Annotated in this window: 14 protein-coding genes; 9 read left to right on the plus strand and 5 right to left on the minus strand. The window is 66.9% G+C overall.

Going from position 1 to position 18,657, the window contains the following annotated elements:
- Positions 1 to 58: 58 nt before the first annotated feature.
- Positions 59 to 1,093 (plus strand): PQQ-dependent sugar dehydrogenase, encoded by a 1,035-nt coding sequence (locus ACFTE1_RS08790; RefSeq protein WP_380618049.1) that lies wholly within the window; start codon positions 59 to 61, stop codon positions 1,091 to 1,093.
- A 173-nt stretch (positions 1,094 to 1,266) separates the two neighbouring features.
- Here the strand turns inward: ACFTE1_RS08790 and ACFTE1_RS08795 are convergent, their stop codons facing one another.
- Together ACFTE1_RS08795 and ACFTE1_RS08800 are read right to left on the minus strand one after the other, a co-directional pair.
- A complete protein-coding gene (locus tag ACFTE1_RS08795) occupies positions 1,267 to 1,872 on the minus strand; it encodes a GNAT family N-acetyltransferase (RefSeq protein ID WP_380618050.1) in 606 nt (201 codons plus the stop codon).
- 113 nt (positions 1,873 to 1,985) lie between these two features.
- A complete protein-coding gene (locus ACFTE1_RS08800; RefSeq protein ID WP_380618051.1) occupies positions 1,986 to 3,527 on the minus strand; it encodes a long-chain-fatty-acid--CoA ligase in 1,542 nt (513 codons plus the stop codon).
- Positions 3,528 to 3,899: 372 nt separating this feature from the next.
- On the opposite strand from ACFTE1_RS08800, the gene sbnA reads away from it, so the two are divergent.
- The 5 genes from sbnA to ACFTE1_RS08825 all read left to right on the plus strand — a co-directional run bounded on the left by sbnA (position 3,900) and on the right by ACFTE1_RS08825 (position 14,098).
- On the plus strand, positions 3,900 to 4,865 hold the full coding sequence (gene sbnA, locus ACFTE1_RS08805; RefSeq protein ID WP_380618052.1) for a 2,3-diaminopropionate biosynthesis protein SbnA: 966 nt from the start codon (positions 3,900 to 3,902) through the stop codon (positions 4,863 to 4,865).
- Positions 4,858 to 5,841, plus strand: a complete 984-nt coding sequence (gene sbnB / locus ACFTE1_RS08810; protein ID WP_380618053.1) for a 2,3-diaminopropionate biosynthesis protein SbnB — start codon at positions 4,858 to 4,860, stop codon at positions 5,839 to 5,841. Before sbnA ends, sbnB begins: the two co-directional genes overlap by 8 nt.
- 22 nt (positions 5,842 to 5,863) lie before the next feature.
- The gene (locus tag ACFTE1_RS08815; RefSeq protein ID WP_380618054.1) at positions 5,864 to 6,979 is read left to right on the plus strand and encodes an iron-containing redox enzyme family protein; all 1,116 of its coding nucleotides are present in this window, start codon (positions 5,864 to 5,866) and stop codon (positions 6,977 to 6,979) included.
- A complete protein-coding gene (locus ACFTE1_RS08820) occupies positions 6,980 to 8,413 on the plus strand; it encodes an L-lactate permease (protein ID WP_380618055.1) in 1,434 nt (477 codons plus the stop codon). It begins immediately after the preceding gene.
- 213 nt (positions 8,414 to 8,626) lie between these two features.
- Positions 8,627 to 14,098, plus strand: coding sequence for a DUF7927 domain-containing protein (locus ACFTE1_RS08825; protein ID WP_380618056.1), 5,472 nt, complete (start codon positions 8,627 to 8,629; stop codon positions 14,096 to 14,098).
- 257 nt (positions 14,099 to 14,355) lie between these two features.
- Here the strand turns inward: ACFTE1_RS08825 and ACFTE1_RS08830 are convergent, their stop codons facing one another.
- From ACFTE1_RS08830 to ACFTE1_RS08840, 3 genes are all read right to left on the minus strand, one after another.
- A complete protein-coding gene (locus ACFTE1_RS08830; RefSeq protein ID WP_380618057.1) occupies positions 14,356 to 15,243 on the minus strand; it encodes a pyridoxamine 5'-phosphate oxidase family protein in 888 nt (295 codons plus the stop codon).
- The gene (locus tag ACFTE1_RS08835) at positions 15,243 to 15,695 is read right to left on the minus strand and encodes a VOC family protein (protein WP_380618058.1); all 453 of its coding nucleotides are present in this window, start codon (positions 15,693 to 15,695) and stop codon (positions 15,243 to 15,245) included. The genes ACFTE1_RS08830 and ACFTE1_RS08835 overlap by 1 nt, the downstream gene beginning before the upstream one ends.
- A 74-nt stretch (positions 15,696 to 15,769) precedes the next feature.
- Positions 15,770 to 16,474, minus strand: coding sequence for an ABATE domain-containing protein (locus ACFTE1_RS08840; protein ID WP_380618059.1), 705 nt, complete (start codon positions 16,472 to 16,474; stop codon positions 15,770 to 15,772).
- Between the two features lie 488 nt (positions 16,475 to 16,962).
- On the opposite strand from ACFTE1_RS08840, the gene ACFTE1_RS08845 reads away from it, so the two are divergent.
- From ACFTE1_RS08845 to ACFTE1_RS08855, 3 genes are read left to right on the plus strand one after another with little or no spacing between them, the layout of a single operon-like run.
- A complete protein-coding gene (locus tag ACFTE1_RS08845) occupies positions 16,963 to 17,406 on the plus strand; it encodes a MarR family winged helix-turn-helix transcriptional regulator (RefSeq protein ID WP_380618060.1) in 444 nt (147 codons plus the stop codon).
- Positions 17,403 to 18,323, plus strand: a complete 921-nt coding sequence (locus tag ACFTE1_RS08850; protein ID WP_380618061.1) for an SDR family NAD(P)-dependent oxidoreductase — start codon at positions 17,403 to 17,405, stop codon at positions 18,321 to 18,323. Before ACFTE1_RS08845 ends, ACFTE1_RS08850 begins: the two co-directional genes overlap by 4 nt.
- Positions 18,324 to 18,366: 43 nt before the next feature.
- On the plus strand, positions 18,367 to 18,534 hold the full coding sequence (locus ACFTE1_RS08855; protein ID WP_380618062.1) for a hypothetical protein: 168 nt from the start codon (positions 18,367 to 18,369) through the stop codon (positions 18,532 to 18,534).
- The last annotated feature ends 123 nt before the right edge of the window (positions 18,535 to 18,657 follow it).

An 18,657-nucleotide genomic window follows, 5' to 3' on the forward strand; every position in this document is an offset into this window, starting at 1 on the left:
TGCGCGGTGTGGTGGTGTCTTCTACGGTGAGGGTGTCGACTTGTTTCGGGAGGGCTCCATGAAACCCGTCCGCATTGCCGTGTTCCTCGTTCTGGTGTTCGTCGCGGCCGCTTGCGGCGGTGGCGGGGGCGCTTCTGCTTCCGAGGGGTGGTCGATTCCGTGGGGGATCGCTCCCGAACCGGGTGGGGATCCGGGTTTCGTGTTGGTGACCGAGCGGGAGGCGTTCACGGTGACCCGGGTCGAGGTGGACGGCGGGGACCGGACCGTTCTGGGGAGGGTTCCCGAGGTGGAGGCGACCGGTGGTGAGGGCGGGTTGATGGGTGTCGCTCTCGCGCCCGACTGGGACGGGTCGGCCGTCACTGACGTGTATTTCATGCACACCGCTTCTGAGGGCAATCGGATCGCGGTGATGGACTTCGACGGGGAGAGCCTGTCGGGTTATCGTGTGGTCGTCGACGGGATCGCGAAGAGCCGGTTTCACAATGGGGGCCGGATCGCGTTCGGTCCTGACGGGTATCTCTATGCGGGTACCGGTGATGCCCAGGACCCGGGTCTCGCGCGGGATCCGGGGTCGCTCAACGGCAAGATCCTGCGTGTCGACCGTGAGGGCGAGCCGGTCGAGGGCAATCCGTTCGGCAATGAGGTCTATTCGCTGGGGCATCGCAATCCGCAGGGCCTGGCCTGGGACGGGGAGGGGCGGCTCTGGTCGTCCGAGTTGGGGGAGAACACGTGGGACGAGCTCAATCTGATCGTGGCGGGCGGTGATTACGGGTGGCCGGCGTGTGAGGGGGCCTGTGAGGTCGAGGGGACGGTCGACCCGGTGCGGTCGTGGTCGACGTCGGAGGCGTCACCGTCGGGCCTGGCCTTTAGCGATGGGACTCTTTATATGGCGGCGTTGCGCGGGCAGCGGTTGTGGGTGGTCGATGTGGACGGCGAGCGGGTCGAGGGTGTGTCAGCGATGTGGGAGGGGCGCTTCGGGCGGTTGCGTGCCGTGGCGGTCGTCGGGGGCGAGCTGTGGGTGTCGACGTCCAACAGTGACGGCCCCGGAGGTGAGGAGCCGGGGGCGGACAGGGTTGTCCGCCACCGGTTGTGAATCGTGTGGCCGGCGGGTGTGACTGCGTGTCAGCGGCCGGGGCGATGCCCGACGGCGTCGTCACCGTCGGGTTGGGTGCGCCGTCGCACCGGCTTCCGGCTGTGTCGACCTCGTGCGGCGGGCGGCCTTCGGCATCGGCTGCCGGCCGCCCGCCACAATGTCTTCGAAGCGATCTAGTCCTTCAGGCGCGGGTGCGCCAGGATCGTCTCGGCGACCTGGTCCCATTCTGAGTCCAGGACCGAGTAGTAGACCGCGTCGCGACGTCGCCCCGAGGGCATGTAGTTGAACGACCGGGCCACGCCTTCCTCGGTCGCGCCGATCGACTCCAGCGCCCGGCGGGCCGGCACGTTGAGCACGTCGGTCTTGAACTCCACGCGCCGGCATCGCAGGACCTCGAAGGCGTGGCGCAGCAGCAGGTATTTCGCCGCCTGGTTGACGCCCGTGCCCTGGAAGGCCGGGGCTAGCCACGAGGCGCCGATCTCCAGGCGGTCGTGTTTCTCGTCGAGGGCGGCGTAGGCGCTGCTGCCGGCCACCGCGCCGCTGCGGGCGTCCATGACGGTGAAGGTGAACCGCTTGCCGGCGGCCTGGTCGGACAGCATGGTGTCGAAGAACGCCGCGAAATCCTCGTCGGTCGACGGCCGCGAGGTGAAGTTCGCCCAGATCGACTCATCGCGCGCCAGCTCGCGCAACGCCTCGCGGTGTTCCTCGACGACCGGTCGCAGGCACGCGACCGGGTGCGACAGTTCGACGGGGGCCAACTCATTCCAAGGACGGCGCATACCGTAACCCTTCTGCACAATGGACGACAGTGACAGGCCCCCAACCTACCCGTCCCGCGCCACCGGGAGCCCTACGAGACGGCGTCCCCGGCAGAACCGGCACACCCTCGGTCTCACCGCAGTTCGCGTTTGAGGACCTTGCCGGTGGCGGTCATGGGCAGGCTGTCGCGGAACTCCACCAGGCGCGGGTACTTGTAGCCGGCCATCGTCTCCCGGCACCAGTCGACGAGCGCGTCCTCGCTCAGGTCGGCCCCCGACTCGCGGACGACGACGGCCTTGACCTCTTCGCCGTGACGCTGGTGCGGCACCCCGATCACCGCGACCAGGCTGACGGCCGGGTGGGTCATCATGACCTCTTCCAGCTCGCGCGGGTAGACGTTGAACCCGCCGCGGACGATCATGTCCTTGGCGCGGTCGACGATCATGTAACGGCCCTCTTCGTCGCGGCGTCCGATATCGCCGGTGCGGAACCAGCCCTCGCGCAGCACCTCCGCGGTCGCCTCCGGCCGCCCGAGGTAGCCCTTCATCACATTGTGCCCCCGCACGGCGATCTCGCCGGCCTCGCCTTCGGGCACCTCGTTCCACTCGTCGTCGACCAGTTTCATCTCCACGCCCCAGACCGGTTCTCCGACCGTCCCCGGGCCCGGCTTGCGCCCGGGATGGTTGAACGACGCCACCGGGCTGGTCTCCGACAGCCCGTAGCCTTCGCGGATCTGCACGTCGAAGACCTCTTCGACCTGCCGGATGATCTCCACCGGCAGTGCCGCACCGCCCGAGACGGCCATCCGCAGGTTCTCTGCCACCGCGGCCAGGTCGCGCCCCGACGTCTGCGCCGACAACAGGCCCCAGTACATCGTCGGGACGCCCGCGAAGAACGACACCCGCTCGCGCTCCATCAGAGCCAACGCCTCGTCGGCGTCGAACCGGGGGAGGAGAACCAACGTCGCCCCGCACCCGAAACCGGCGTTCATCTGCACCGTCTGCCCGAACGAATGGAACAGCGGCAACGCCACCAGGTGCACGTCGTGCTCGGCGACGCCGAACAGTTTATGGCAGGTGACGGCGTTCATGATCATGTTCGCGTGCGTCAACTCCGCGCCCTTCGGGCGTCCGGTCGTGCCGCTGGTGTAGAGAACGACCGCCGTATCGGTCGCCTCGACGGATGCGGCGGCGAACCGCGAAGGCGAGTCGGCCACCGCCTGGCCGAGCGTCTGAGCCTCCTTGATGGGCGAGGCGGCGGCCGGGTCGGCCGTGATGAGGAAGAAATGCTCGCACTCCTCGGTCTCCTCGAACCCGGCACGGCCCTCGGCGCCCATCGGCAGCTGCTCGCTGCCCTCGAAGCAGAAGTAGGCGCTCGCGCCCGAGTCGGCCAGATGGTAGGCGACCTCGCGGGACTTGAACAGGACATTGAGCGGGACGACCGCCGCGCCGGATTTGAGGATCCCGAAGTACACGACCGGGAAGTACGCCACGTTCGGGCACGAGAGCGCGACCCGGTCGCCGCGGCCGATGCCCCGCTCGGCCAGCACGTGGGCGACCTGGCTCGCGGCGGCCTCCACGGCGGCGTAGGACAGGCGCGTCGAGCCCGAGACGACGGCGTCGCGGTCGGGCAGGCGACGAGCACTGTCCTCCAGCATCATGGCGAGATTCAACATACGGTTCTCCTTCAGACGAGGGACGGGTGGACGAAACGCCCTCCAGGGGAGTGGTGCCGACACCGCACACACCCTAGAGAGTGTTCCCGACCACAATCTACCAATTGAACCATCGACCGCCCCGACGCGCCAGAGCCGGCCTCCGCACCCCGAAGGCCATCCCCGCCATGCTCCCTGCGGAGAGAAAACCGAGGGTTGCGCGAACCACATAAATCGCTATATTGAGAGGTGACATAGCGCGGACCGAACCCGCCCGAAGGACCACCCGGACACCACGCCGAAACGGCCGACACAGCACAGCGCCACCCCGCCCCGGGCCACACCACCCTGCCCGCCTCCGCGCACCACGCTCTCCACACACCAGGAGACAGCATGCTGTACCACGACGCAAGCGAGATCATCACCGACGACATCTTCGTCCACCTCGACGACTTCCTCCCCGGACGCGACCTCTACCTCAAACTCGAAGGCCTCAACCCCGCCGGATCCATCAAAGCCAAAACAGCCGCCGCCCTCCTCCACGACGCCGAACGAACCGGCCGCCTCACACCCGGAAAAAAGATCATCGAATCCTCCTCCGGCAACCTCGGCATAGCACTCAGCATCGCCTGCGCCGCCAAAGGCTACCCGCTCACCATCGTCACCGACGCCAACGCCCAACCCTCCGCCCTCAACACCATGGCCGCACTCGGCACCCGCCTCACCGTCATCGAACACCCCGACCCCGCCGGAGGCTTCCTCCACCAACGCATCGACCACATCCACAAAGCCCTCCACAACGACCCCGACCTCATATGGCTCAACCAATACGCCAACCCCGCCAACACCCGCGCCCACACCGACACCACCGCCAAAGCCCTCGACGACGAACTCGGACCCATCGACGCCCTCTTCATAGGCACCGGCACCTCCGGAACCCTCATGGGATGCCTCGAATACCGCCGCACCACCGGACAGACCCACACCATCATCGCCGTCGACACCGAAGGATCCATCACCTTCGGCGGCCCGCCCCGACGCCGCTACATCCCCGGACTCGGCGCCAGCCGACGCCCCGAAATCTACCGCGACAGCGAAAAATTCGACAAAGTCCTCATCCCCGAATCCGACACCATCACCGAATGCCGCACCCTCGCACGCCGCTACGGCCTCCTCGCCGGCGGCTCCACCGGCACCGTCCTCGCCGCCGTCCGCCGACACGGAACCCGCTTCCCCACCGGAGCGCGCATCGCCGCCATCTCACCGGACATGGGCGAAAAATACCTCCCCACCGTCTACTCCGACGAATGGCTCGCCCAACACCCCCACCTCGCCGACAAGGAGAAAACCTGTGTCTGAATTCCACATCGTCCCCGCCACCGCATGCCGCACCGCCCTCGAAGACAACCCCGCACACCTCAGAACCATCATCGAGAACACCTACCGCGCCCACGACGCCGGCCACACCGTCAACCCCGACAGCCACTTCCTCCGCTTCCCCGACAAACCCGACGACCGCGTCATCGCCCTCCCCGCCTACCTCGCCGGCCACACCCACCGCATCGGCATCAAATGGATATCCAGCTTCCCCGCCAACCTCGACCACGGACTCCCCCGAGCCTCAGCCGTCCTCATCCTCAACGACCACGAAACCGGCCGCCCCCTCGCCTGCCTCGAATCAGCCCACATCAGCGCCCACCGCACCGCCGCCTCCGCCGCGCTCGCCGCACAGACCCTCGGCGGGAACAGGGCCAGAAGCGTCGCCGTCATCGGCGCCGGCGTCATCGCCGCGACCGTCCTCGACCACCTGGCGGCCACCGACATCGAAGTCACCGAACTGGCCTGCCACGACCTCGACGAAGCCCGAGCCGGACGGCTGCTGCAAGACAAACACCGCGACCACGCTTGGCCGGTGCGCACCGTCGGCCTCACACAGGCACTCGACGCCGACCTCGTCATCTTCGCCACCACCGCCGCGAGCGCGTACGTGCCCGAAGACCACCGGTTCCACCCCGGCCAGCTGGTCCTCAACATCTCACTGCGCGACCTGGCACCCGACACGATCCTCGAGGCCGCCAACATCCTCGACGACATCGACCACTGCCTCAAAGCGAACACCACCCCGCACAGGGCCGAACAGGCCACCGGCAACCGCGACTTCATCGACGGGACACTCGGCGGCGTGCTCACCGGACGCGACCGGCCCAGGCCCGACCGGCCGGTCGTGTTCTCACCGTTCGGGCTCGGCGTCCTCGACATCGCCGTCGGCGACTACGTGCTCGACCGCTCCCTCAACGACGGCACCGCCGTCGCCGTACCCGGATTCTTCGCCTGACCCGCGACAGGAGGCACACGACATGACCTACGACGAGACACTCGACGACGAGGCGGCCCAACAGGCGAAGTCCATCCTCGGCAACCGACTGGCCGCCCCCGCCCGCGACACGGTAGAGCGCCTCTACGGCCACTACTTCCCACCGGTGCCCGCCTTCGACGGCTGGGACGACGACACCGAGGCGTTCATCCGCGCCGAAGACAACGACCGCGAAGCGACACTCACCGCACTGCGACCGCGCGACGACGCCCACGGGCGATTCCTCCACCAGACCCTCGCAGAGATCTACCCCAACACCTTCACCTACCGCGACAGCCCCGCACACGAGACAGCCGACGACGGCCTCGAAGTCTCGATGTTCTCCGCCCGCGTGCGGCTGGAACGCGAATACCTCCGCCACTGGCTGCCGTTCCCCCACGTGCCGCGGTACGAAACCCAAGAAGAGGCCGCCGACCACCTCGAACACCTCGCCGCGACCAACCCCGGCGTCGACCACCCCCTGTTCGACTACCTCGCCGCCGAAGCGCCGCGACGACACCTCGAGAAGTTCCTGCGCGGAGAGACCATCCGCAACGAGATCGTCGACGACGAAGTCGCGCTGCTGACCGTCGGACTCCAAGGAACCCAGAAAGCCGTCGTCGCCGCCAACCTCTGGGACGAGTGCGGCCGCGGCCGACTGGAGAACTTCCACACCTTCTGGCTGCGCCGCCTCATCGACCGCAGCGAAAACGGCTGGGAAGGGTTCTACGACTACCGCGAAAACCACCCGTGGTTCGCCAAGATCACCTCCAACACCAACGCCATGCTGCTGTCGCGCCCCGCCTACACCCAACAGGCCTACGGCTGCTTCCTCGTGTTCGAAAGCTGGGTCGCCCCGCACTTCACCCACATCCTCACCGCGATGGACCGGTTCGCCATCGACGAGGCCGACCGGCGGATCTACTTCGCCGCCCACGTCGCCGTCGACCCGCGCCACGCCGACGAACTGGCCGACGGCGTGCGATTCCAACGCCCACGCCTGAGCCCGGCAGAGATCCACCGCGTCCTCCAAGGCGCCCACCTCGCGGCCGACGCCGGCAAAAGACAGTACGACCTCTGGCTCGACCACTTCCGCACGGACAAGGAGCACACCGCCTAAATGGCCACGACACTGGCCGCGGTCTCACCGCTGCTGATCGTCCTGGGCCTGACGGCCCTCCTGCGCCGCCCGGCCCACCTGGCCTCACTCTCAGGTCTCGCGGCCACCGCCGTCCTCCTCCTGGCCGTTCCCGCCTTCGCCACCGGCCCAGACGGCTGGGGACGAGCCTCGGCCGCGGCCGCGCTCATCACCCTCAGTGCCGCGGCGGTCATCCTGCCGGGCCTCTACCTCAACCAGCAACTGGCCCGCCGGAAAGTCGACCGGACACTCATCGAATGGACCCGCAGCCTGCCGATGTCCCCACCGCACAAATCGGCACTCGTGGTCGTGGCCCTCGCCCCCGCACTCGAGTCCCTGACGGGATTCGGCGTGTCCCTACTGGTGACCGTGCCGCTATTGCTGGCCATGACCGACCGCCCAACAGCGGTCAAACAATCCCTCCTGAGCATGAACATCATGCCGTGGGGGACCCTGGGACTGGCCACCATCGTCGGCTCATCCCTCGCCGGGCAGCCCGCCACCGACCTGTCCCTGGCAACGGCCGCCGTCAGCGCCGGAGTGTTCCCACTGTTCGGGGCATTGTCAGCGGCCATGGTCGCCCAACAGGGCAAACGCGCGAGCGCCGTCGCGTCCGGGGCGCTGCTCGGCGGCGTGTTCTCCACCGCGCTGCTGGGACTCAACGCGACCGGCGTCGTCGAGCTGGCCGGAGTCGGCGCGGGGATCACCACCACCGCCGTCGGACTGCTCCTGTTCTCCGGACGGCGCGGCATACCGCTGCCGCCCTGGGAGGCGGTGAGGCCCTACGCCCTGCTGTTCGGATTGGTGGCCCTCGTCAGGCTGCTGCCGGCCGCAGGAGTCCCGCACGACGCCCTGACCGTCCGTTCGGGCGACGTGTCGTTCGACGTCCTGTCCTCACCGGGCCTGGCGCTGCTGGCGACCGTGCTGATCCTCGGCAGGGGAGCGGTCGACGGACATCTGGCGGGACAGGCCGGCAGGCGGGCGTGGAAACCGGTCACCGCTCTGGCCGGATTCACGTTCATGGCGCAGTTGATGGTCCACAGCTCGATGGTCGACACGATCGGCCGGGCCCTCCCGGTCACCACGGTGCTGGGTTTCCTGTTCGCGTCCGTGCTGTTGGGAATGGCCTCGGGGTACCTGACCGGATCGGGAGTCGGCGGCAACGCGCTGATGATGCCGCTGCAGGCCAACGTCGGAGGGCAACTGGGACAGCCGCTGCTGTTCTCGGCGGTCCAGAACTCCGCCGCCGGGCACACGGTCTTCGCGTCCATGCCGATCATCCTGCTCACCCTCGCCATCGCGGGGGAGGGCGAGAAAGGCGAGGACACGATGCTGATCCGCTACAGCCTGGCAGTGACCGTCGGGGTCTACCTGGTGCTGGCCGGCGGCGCGCTCGTTCTCTGGTCGACAGGATAGAAACCGCGGCGGGCCGTGTGGTTGCCCGCCGGAAGGCCGCACGTGTGCTAGCGTCAGTCGGTCCATCATGGAATCGTGCGGCGGATCAGGCCGCGCCCTTCCCACCGGGCTGTTGACCCTTGTCGTCTCCTGGCGATGTCGCAGGCTCCGCCAGAAGACGAGCCTGCCCTGCTCTTTCCTGGGCGGGCCACTCGCCATGCGCTGAGGAGAGCGATGAGAAAACCACCTTTCATCGCGAGAGCAGGTGCCGCGGCCGCGGCCCTCGCCCTCGTGGGAACCGGCCAGTCGACCGTCCCCGCGTTCGCCAACCCCACCGCCCCGGACTGCTCGCCGGGCGCACCCGGGCTGGCCGCATCACCAGGAGAGTTCACCTCCCGCGAGGACGGCGGCGGCGAAGGCGCGTTCCGCCTGCGGAACGACTCCGACCAGACCGTCGAACGCCTCGCGATCACCCACGACCTCACCGACGTGCTCGACGACTACGACTGGGGCGGAGTGCGCACCCCGCAAGGCGGCACCGTCGCCCTCACCGACGACATCCTCCACTGGGAAGGCGAACTGGCCCCCGACGAGGAAAAACACATACGCTACGACCTCGAACCCCCGGCGAGGGGCGGCACCGACCTCTCGGACCTGTCGGCCCCGACCGACGTCCTCACCGCCTGGTCCTGCCCGGCCGGCGGCACCGGGAACACGCCCGAGCCGCAGGCAACGGAACGATCCGCCGAACCAAGCCCCGCCGCGAACGGACGCGAAGAAGCAGCCTGGTCACTGACCAGCGAGAACGACCCCGCCCGCATGTCCTGCGACCACCTGTACTACTCGAACTTCCGCTCCAGCGCACAGTTCGCGAACGACGCCGACGACAACGCCACGATCAACAACACCGTGACGTCGAAACGAACCGGAAACCAGCCCCCCGACTACTGGTCGACCAACATGGCCGTCGGACCCGACCCGGACACCGGCGCGACCACCGCGTTCTACTCCAACTACACGACGTCGAACCTCACCCTGTACAAACACGTCTCCGGCACCGACACCGCCACCGACGAAATCTACAACGGACAGACCCGTGCCCTCCCCTCCGGCACCAACTGGGGCGGCCTGGGAATGGACCCCTCATCGGGCATGCTGTGGGGCGCACAGAACGGCGGCGCACCCCGACTGTTCGCCATGGACCTCACAACCGGCGAAACCACCGTCTACGCGCGCGGAACGACCATGACCGCCGCCGACCCCGCCGACACGGTCTTCAACGCTGGCAGCATCGTGCCCGACATGTTCCTCGACAGCAAAGGCGGCGCCTACTTCGGCATCTCCTACGGCGCGGCGACCTACCTCTACCGATTCGACCCCGCCACCCGAACAGCCGCACAGGTCGTCCGCATCACCGGCCCCGCCTCCGGCCACGGCTTCAACAACTACGGCATGGCCTACCTCAACGGCTACGTCTACTTCGGCCACTACTCCGGCATCCTCTACCGCGCCGACCCCGAAACAGGCGCCTCACAAGAAGTGGGCCGCTACGCCCACGACAACCAAGTCGGCACCATCCAGACCGAGAGCGGCGGATCATGGCCGATCACCGACCTCGCCTCGTGCGCCACCTCCACCGACCTGACCGACACCAGCGACATCTCCATCAGAAAAACCACCTCGGCCGAGAACGCCGCACCCGGCGACACCATCACCTACACCGTGGAGATCACCAACAACGGCACAGGCGACGCCACCGACGCAACCGTATCGGACGACCTGACCGGCATCCTCGACGACGCGACCTACAACGACGACGCCTCAGCGACATCAGGCACCGTCTCGTATACGGAACCGACCCTGACCTGGACCGGCGACCTCGCCGCCGGAGAGACCGCCACCATCACCTACACGGCGACCGTCGCCAACACCGGCGGCGACAACCTACTCGCCAACACAGTGACCGGCCCCGACGGCTCGAACTGCCCACCCGACTCCACCGACCCCGACTGCGCGACCGAGACCCCGGTCGCGCGCCTCGCCCTGGCCAAAACGGCCACACCGACGAACCCAGCCATCGGCGACACGGTGACCTACACCGTCACCGTCACCAACACCGGACGCGCCCCCTACCCGGACGCTTCCTTCACCGACGACCTCACCCCCGTACTCGACGACGCGACCTGGGCGAACGACATCACCCAGACCACAGGGGAATCACGATTCGACGCGACCGACCGGTCCTTCACATGGACCGGCGACATCGAACCCGGTGAAATGGTCACCATCACCTACGCGGTGACAGTGAACTCGCCACTCTCGGGCGACGGCACACTCACCAACACCGTCACCGGCCCCGACGGCTCGAACTGCCCACCAGACGCCACCGACCCCGACTGCACCACCACCCAGAACATCAAAGCACTCACCGTCACCAAAACCGCCACACCCGCATCGGCGACCATCGGCGACACCGTCACCTACACCGTCACCATCACGAACACCGGCACCACCGCCTACGACGACGCCACTATGAACGACGACCTCACCGACGTCCTCACCAACGCCACCTGGAACGACAACCTGACAGCCGACACCGGCACGGCCACCTACTCCGAACCGACCGTCTCCTGGACCGGCGACCTCGCCACAGGCCAACAGGCAACAGTGACCTACACCGTCACCTACACCGGCTCAGGAGACCAACAACTGCGCAACACCGCGACCGTACCGGGATCCAACTGCCCACCCGACTCCACTGACCCCGACTGCACCACCACCATCCCCACACCGGGGCTGACGATCACCAAACTCTCCGACCACGACCGCGCCCAAACCGGCGACTCACTGACCTACACACTACTGATCACCAACACGACCGACACCGACTACGACAACGCGACCATCACCGACAACCTCACCGAAGTCCTCGACGACGCCACCTACAACACCGACGCCACGGCCACAACAGGAACCGTCACCTACACCGAACCCACACTCACATGGACCGGCGACGTCCCCGCCGGGACGACCACCACCATCACCTACACCGTCACCGTCAAACCCGCCGGCTCAGGAGACGGCACACTCACCAACACCCTCACCGGACCCGACGACTCCAACTGCCCACCCGACTCCACCGACCCGGCCTGCACCCACGAGACACCACTGGCGACATACACGGTACGAAAGACCTCCGACCCCGCGACGGCCAAACCGGGAGACACCCTCACCTACACAGTCACCGTCACCAACCCGACCGACACCGACTACAACGGAGCCGAGTTCACCGACGACCTCACCGGCGTCATCGACGACGCAACCTACAACGACGACGCCACCGCCACCAACGGACAAGTCACCTATACAGAACCGCACGTCTCCTGGACGGGCAACGTCCCCGCCAACGCCACGGTGACGGTCACCTACACCGTCACCGTGAACACGCCACCCGAAGGCGACCTGACACTCACCAACACCGTCACCGACCCCGAAGGATCCTGCCCGCCCGACGCGACCAATCTCGACTGCACCACCGAGACCGGAATCGCCGCGCTCGCCATCACCAAGTCGTCCACACCCGAGTACGTGAAGAACGGCGACACGGTCACCTACACGATCGCGATCTCCAATCCGGGAACCGCCGCCTACACCGGCGGCACCGTCGAAGACGACCTGTCCAACGTGCTCGACGACGCGACGTACAACCGAGACGCCTCCGCCACATCGGGGACCGTGTCCTACACCGAGCCGACGCTGACGTGGTCCGGTGATCTCCCTGCCGGAGAGACCGCCACGGTCACCTACACCGTCACGATCGCAGTCAGCGACCAGTCCGACCGCCTGCTCGACAACGTCGTCACCGGCCCGGAGGACTCGACCTGCCCACCCGGCTCGGGCGACCCGGACTGCTCAGAGACCAAACGGCTGCCACAACTGCACGTCCACAAGACCACCAGCGCCGAGAGCGCCAGGGAAGGGGAGACGATCACCTACACGCTGACGATCACCAACTCCTCACCAGTGCCCTACCCGGACGCGACGCTCTCCGACGACCTGTCCAATGTGCTGGACGACGCCGACTACAACGCCGACGCTTCCGCCACGTCCGGCTCGACCTCGTACACCGAGCCGACCCTGACCTGGACAGGTGACGTCCCGGCAGAAGGAACGGTCACCGTCACCTACTCCGTGACCGTCAAAGCCGCCGGCTCAGGAGACGGCACATTGGCCAACGCGGTCACCACCGCCGAGGACGGCAACTGCCCGCCCGACTCCACCGACCCCGACTGCGGCACCGAAGTGCCGGTCGGCTCCTACAGCATCACCAAGACAGCCGCACCCGACTCCGCGCAGGCCGGCGACACGGTGACCTACACCGTCACCGTCGCCAACACCGGACCCGTCGCCTACCCGGGCGCGACCTTCACCGACGACCTCACCGGCGTCATCGACGACGCGGCCTACAACCGAGACGCCTCCGCCGACGACGGCACCGTCACCTACACCGAACCCGAACTCACCTGGGAAGGCGACCTTGCCACAGGGCAGACCGTCCGAGTCACCTACTCCGTCACCGTCGACTCGCCGCCCGCCGGAGACAAGGTCCTCGCCAACGCCGTGGTCACTCCCGACGGCGGGCCCTGCCCGCCCGACTCGACCGACCCCGACTGCACCACCGAGGTCCCGCTAGGGGAGTTGCGGTTGACGAAGACCGCCGACACGACCGAGGTCGACAAAGGCGACACCGTCACCTATACGATCACCGCCGAGAACACCGGCAATGGAGACCTCGCCGACGCCGAGTTCACCGACGACCTGACCGGCGTCATCAACCACGCCGACTACAACGGCGACGCCCAAGCCGACCACGGCGCGGTGTCCTACACCGAACCGGTCCTCACCTGGACCGGCAGCCTCGCGGCAGGGGAGAAGGCCACCGTCACCTACACCGTCACCGTGACCGCCACCGGCGAGTTCACCATGTCCAACGCCGTGTCCGCCGACGGATCCAACTGCCCGTCGGACTCCGAAGACCCCGACTGCGCCACAGTCATCCCGCCTCGGACACCAGCGACCAACTGGGGCGACGCACCGGACTCCTACAACACGCTCAACGCGAGCCAGGGAGCGCACCACGAAACGGTCGACTACCTCTACATAGGGCGAACAGTGCACCGGGCATCCGACGGGAAACCCGACGACCGCGCCGACGCCTGGGCGTCCCACGACGGAACGGCCAACCCGGTGGACTTCACCGTCAACGAACAGAACCCGCGTGTGACGGTGGAGGTCCACAACGCCACAGGGGCCGACGCGACCCTGACCGGTTGGCTCGATCTCTCCGTCGACGGCGGATTCGAAGCCGCTGAGAAAGTCGAGACCACCGTCCCGCCCGGCGCCACGAGCGCCACATTGGAATGGGACCGGCCCCTGGAACAGGGCACCACCACGTTCCTGCGACTACGCCTATTCGGCACTGACAGCAGTGCGGAGCAATCAGTCGAACGGCGCCACTACGGTGCCGGCGGACCGGGTGAGGTCGAGGACTACCTGGTCCGTCGCCAAGCCGAACCGGCCCCGGGAGACGACTCCGCCCTACCTCTCACAGGACAGTCCGCAGCGAAGAGCGCTCTCACCGCCGCCGCACTCCTGACCGCGGGAGGACTCCTGTGGCTCGCCGCCACACGAAGGCGCCGCCTCTGAACAGAAAGAACAACGGGGTGTGGGACCGAAACCGGCTCCCACACCCCGCCCTTACGTCCCCCTCAGCGACCGTCCCAGTCGGACAGCCGGCTAATCCCGCCCTGCGGCCGCCTACAGAACCTGCCGTCCCTGGCCTCTCGCCGCTCTCACAGTCGGCGCCGCCACCCGCCTCCAGGCGCGAGAACACCAACCCGACCGGAGATACCGCCCTGTTCGTCGCGTGGAGGCCGCTTCAGATCCCACGCGTTCCAGTCCTCTCACACCGGGTTGAACTTGGAGTACTCCTCGAAGGACCAGCGCGTCGGCAAGGCGCCGTCGATCTGGACGGCGCGGTCGAGCGCGAAGTCGACCATCCGCTGCGCGCCCGGTACGGCCGCGGCTCGGTCGGGATCCCAGTCGACTCGCGCCTGCCCGGTCAAGTGCAGCGCACGGCCGCGCTCCCAGTCGAGGAACAGCAGGCCGCAGCGCGGGTCGAGCTCGAGGTTGCCCAGTGTCATGTACATCGAGTTGCCGACGTAGTCCGGCCAGCTCAGGCCGCCGGATCCGGTGACGGCCACGAACCCGGGGTTGCCTCCGCGGTGGGAGGCGTCGGCGCCGAGCCCTGGCGCGGCGGTGGCGATGAAGAACGTGTCGGCCTGCGCTATCCACCGCTCCTGTGCGGCTGTGAGCGTCGAGCTCGTCTGAGCCGATCCGGGGACCGTCCCAACGCCGGGGCCATCATCGGGCGTGCGGGCCTGGATGTACTTCGGACAGTTCGAGTAGACCTGTTCGGTGTGGACGACAAGGCATTCTCCGGTGCGCACAGCAGTGCCGTTGATCCGCATCCGCCTGCGAGTGGAAGGCTCGATCGCGATCATCCCCACGTCACGGCCGGTCTCGAACAGTCTCGCGAGTGGATCGCCGCCGACCGGGTACCGGTCGGCGACGACAGTGCGATCGCCGTCCGCGGCGACGAATCCCGCCGGCCCGCTCAGCGCGGAAGCCCAGAGGGCACCGTCATCGTCGGCGGCGCCGATCACGACCAGACGCTGCCGTTCGAGGAAATCGGCGGCCACCGGCGGGATGGCCGCGCCGACCCGTGCCGAGCCGAGGACTTTGGCCACTCCCGCGCGTTCTTGCACGGCTATCTCGCCTTCGTGGTGCATCAGAAGAATCCGCACGTCGGCGCGCCGGCCGTCGGGGCCTCGGCGGCATCGGCCCCAACGGGGGAGTACACCTCCAGGCGGATGCCGTCGGGGTCGGCGAAGAACACGCCGCCGGAGGAGGCGCCTTCGCCGTGCGGGACGATCCCGTCGTAGAACAGGTCCGCGCCCAGCTCCTTCAGGGTGCCCTCAACTTTGTGGACGGTCGCGATATCAGGGGCCTGGAACGAGAGGTGGTGCAGGCCGGGCCTGTCGGCCGCGAACGCGCCGGTGCTCTGCTGCCACAGGGTGAGGACGATGTCTCCGCCGTGGCCGAGAAAGGCGAACCTCTTGTCACCCTCGGCCTGTTCGGAGAAGACGTCGAGGTCGAAGATTTTGCGGTAGAACTCGGTCGATCGGGCCAGGTCGGTCACGTTCAATCCGATATGGCCGGTCTGGAGCGTCGGTGTGCCCATGGGGTCCTCCGGTAGGAGTCAGGCGGGGGAGTAAACCCCCGCAGGGTCTAATGGTTTTTCCATTAGATAGAAAGCTACCGCGAGTTCCTAACGCTTGCAACACTTACAACCGTTATATATGCTGTGATCTCTCCAATGAAAAAGCCCCGCCCGTTCACGAGAACAGACGGGGCTCCACGGCCGCGAACTACAGATAAGCCTTTCCGATGGCGCGCATAGTGCCGCGCCGCGCGAGCACGGTTGCCGCAGCCGGCCGAACACCACTCACGCCGCGGATGGTCCTTCACGAAGTACAGCACACAGCCAGGCGCGTAACACGACCGCAGATCTGCAGCGTCCGGGCCTGTCAACAACTCGATGCCCCGCACGGCGATCGACGACAGGCGACGCTCCGCCATAGGGGCCTCACCCGCCGAGCGGCGAACCAACTCATCGTCTTCAAAGGCCAGCAGCGGCCACGTTGGCGCCTGCGCGACCGCGGCATTGACGTCCTCGACCGCCAGGCACACTTCCCGCGTCGGCGACACCGCGGCCTCACGGGTATCACCGGTTCGCAGCGCGGCCAGGCGGCGCAGGGCATCGCGGAGCCGCCGGTATAGTTCCAGGTCCCGTTCGCTGGGGGACACTTCGACCTCCGGGTCCGAGTCTCCTGTGGCCGCGAGCCATTCGCGGAGGCCATCGACGGTCTCCAGGTCGTCGTGGAGACCGGAGCGGTCGGCCCAGACCGTGGACATCAACCGGACCGGCATCGGTTCATCGGGATTGAGCAGCGCAGGCATTGGCTAATGGTAACACCCGGACCGACGCGTTAGAACCGTGTGGGATCGCCGCAAAGAGGTGGGACCAGGATTCGCGCAAAATGCGCCACCAACCATAAAAGCCTCGTTATATGACCTAGTAGTACGCGGTGATACGCCGAATTATTTCGGTAGATGAGTGGGGTTTGTTGGTGCTGAACCTGAGAATCTTCATTCTGCTCCGTCTTGCAAACGTTCTCATGATCCCACGCGCCCTCCCTGACGAACTACAGATCAGGTGGGCTCACGCCCCCTCCTGTGGCGAGGAAAATTCGACCGGCAAAACTGCCCCGAGCTCGCATGAGAGGTAGACAAGACTGTTATCAGGTCATGCAGCGCAGCAGGAGAGTTTGGCGATATCGGTGGTGAACGTCTGAGCCGCGAGCCTGTTGACCCGATCGCGAGAACCGGTCACCGTGAACAGAGCATGGAAATACCAATCATTGGACTTTCCATGTATAGTGGCGGTCATGGACGATCGACAACTCAACGAAGAACTCCACGACTACCTGTTCGCGATACGCGCCCACGTGCACACCGAACTCAAGGAACTGGCCCGAGAAGCAGGACTCACCGACACCCAGACCGACGCCCTGTGGCGACTCAGCCGCGGACCCGAGATGACCGCCCGCCGACTCGCCGACCGCCTGCAATGCGACGCCTCCACCGCCACATCCATGATCGACCGACTGGAACAACGCGGACTGGTCCGCCGCGCACCCCACCCCACCGACCGCCGCGTGAAGATCATCCAACTCACCCCCGAAGGATGCGCATTGCGCGACCGCGTCATCCAGCACACCACCGAGCACTCACCCTTCGCCCGCCTCGACTGCGACAGCAGACTCCGCCTGCACACCCTGCTCCGCCAAGCCACCGACGACACGACCACCCCGAAAAAGGAACAGCAATGAACGGCACGACCACAGTCATCACCGGCGGCGCCTCCGGACTCGGCCTGGCAATGGCACACCAACTCGCCGAAGCCGGACACCGCATCGTCCTCATCGGCCGCGACCCGACCCGCACCCGGGAAGCCGCCGAACGCCTCCACACTTCAGCCCCGGTCACCACGTACAGCTGCGACCTCGAACAGCGTTCCCAAGTACGAGCACTGGCCGCCGAACTCGCCGCCGGCAGCCACCCCGTGGACAACCTCATCAACAACGCAGGCGCCGCCTTCCCCCGATACGAACGGACCACCGATGGCGCCGAACGCACCTACGCACTCAACCACCACGCCCCGTTCCTGCTCACACACGCACTGCTGGCCACAGGAACGCTCACACCCCAAGCACGGATCATCAACATGTCCTCGTTCGTAGAAAAACGAGGCAAACTCGACCCCGCCGACCCCGACGTCGACGGAACCTCATGGAGCAACCGCTTCTACCACCAGATCAACGTCTACGCCACGAGCAAACTCCTCGGACTCCTGGCCACACGAGCACTCGCACACCGCCTGCCCCACGGCATGAGCGCCTACAACGCCAACCCCGGCATGGTCAAAGGCACCGCCATGAACCGCAACGCCGGGGGAGTGATGCGATTGACCGCCCCGCTCCTGCGACCATTCGCCACCACCCCCGACCAGGGAGTCCAAACCCCCGTACAGCTCGCCACCGCCCCGACCCCGCCGCAACCCAGCGGCGGCTTCTTCACCAAGTCCAACCCGGACACCCCATCACTCCAAGCCCGGAACGACACCCTCGCCGCCACCGTCTACACCAAGACCGCAGCCCTCCTCGACATCGAACCCCTCACCGGATACGCCCACCCGACCGAAAAGCAGTCGCCTCCGCGGCCATTCCCTGACACCATCACGCCATGACCACCCCGACCACCCATGCCCCACCACACGCCGAGCCCAAAGGATGAAACCCGGAACCGACTACCGCCGCATCTGGTTCGGCAACGCTTCCTCGAACCTCGCCGACGGCATCACCTTCATCGCGCTCCCGCTCCTGGCCCCCACGATCACCGACAACCCCACAGCCATCGCCGGACTAGCGCTGGCGTATTCCCTGTCGGCCTCCCGGTAGTATCCACGAAAAAAACAACGCTAAGCCTGGCCAGGGGCCCAAAACGTAAGCGTTCGTTGACTCTTCGAACTTCCGTCATGACGTTGCCTCAGCAAAATCCCACGTAGATCGAGTGTGTTGCAA

The sequence above is a fragment of the Salininema proteolyticum genome (genome assembly GCF_042685645.1).
Taxonomy (GTDB): domain Bacteria; phylum Actinomycetota; class Actinomycetes; order Mycobacteriales; family Micromonosporaceae; genus Salininema; species Salininema proteolyticum.

Coding starts and splice junctions, on each gene's coding strand:
- ACFTE1_RS08790 (WP_380618049.1), top strand. CDS start 59: ATGAAACCCGTCCGCATTGCCGTGTTCCTCGTTCTGGTGTTCGTCGCG.
- ACFTE1_RS08795 (WP_380618050.1), bottom strand. CDS start 1,872: ATGCGCCGTCCTTGGAATGAGTTGGCCCCCGTCGAACTGTCGCACCCG.
- ACFTE1_RS08800 (WP_380618051.1), bottom strand. CDS start 3,527: ATGTTGAATCTCGCCATGATGCTGGAGGACAGTGCTCGTCGCCTGCCC.
- sbnA (WP_380618052.1), top strand. CDS start 3,900: ATGCTGTACCACGACGCAAGCGAGATCATCACCGACGACATCTTCGTC.
- ACFTE1_RS08815 (WP_380618054.1), top strand. CDS start 5,864: ATGACCTACGACGAGACACTCGACGACGAGGCGGCCCAACAGGCGAAG.
- ACFTE1_RS08820 (WP_380618055.1), top strand. CDS start 6,980: ATGGCCACGACACTGGCCGCGGTCTCACCGCTGCTGATCGTCCTGGGC.
- ACFTE1_RS08825 (WP_380618056.1), top strand. CDS start 8,627: ATGAGAAAACCACCTTTCATCGCGAGAGCAGGTGCCGCGGCCGCGGCC.
- ACFTE1_RS08830 (WP_380618057.1), bottom strand. CDS start 15,243: ATGCACCACGAAGGCGAGATAGCCGTGCAAGAACGCGCGGGAGTGGCC.
- ACFTE1_RS08835 (WP_380618058.1), bottom strand. CDS start 15,695: ATGGGCACACCGACGCTCCAGACCGGCCATATCGGATTGAACGTGACC.
- ACFTE1_RS08840 (WP_380618059.1), bottom strand. CDS start 16,474: ATGCCTGCGCTGCTCAATCCCGATGAACCGATGCCGGTCCGGTTGATG.
- ACFTE1_RS08845 (WP_380618060.1), top strand. CDS start 16,963: ATGGACGATCGACAACTCAACGAAGAACTCCACGACTACCTGTTCGCG.
- ACFTE1_RS08850 (WP_380618061.1), top strand. CDS start 17,403: ATGAACGGCACGACCACAGTCATCACCGGCGGCGCCTCCGGACTCGGC.
- ACFTE1_RS08855 (WP_380618062.1), top strand. CDS start 18,367: ATGAAACCCGGAACCGACTACCGCCGCATCTGGTTCGGCAACGCTTCC.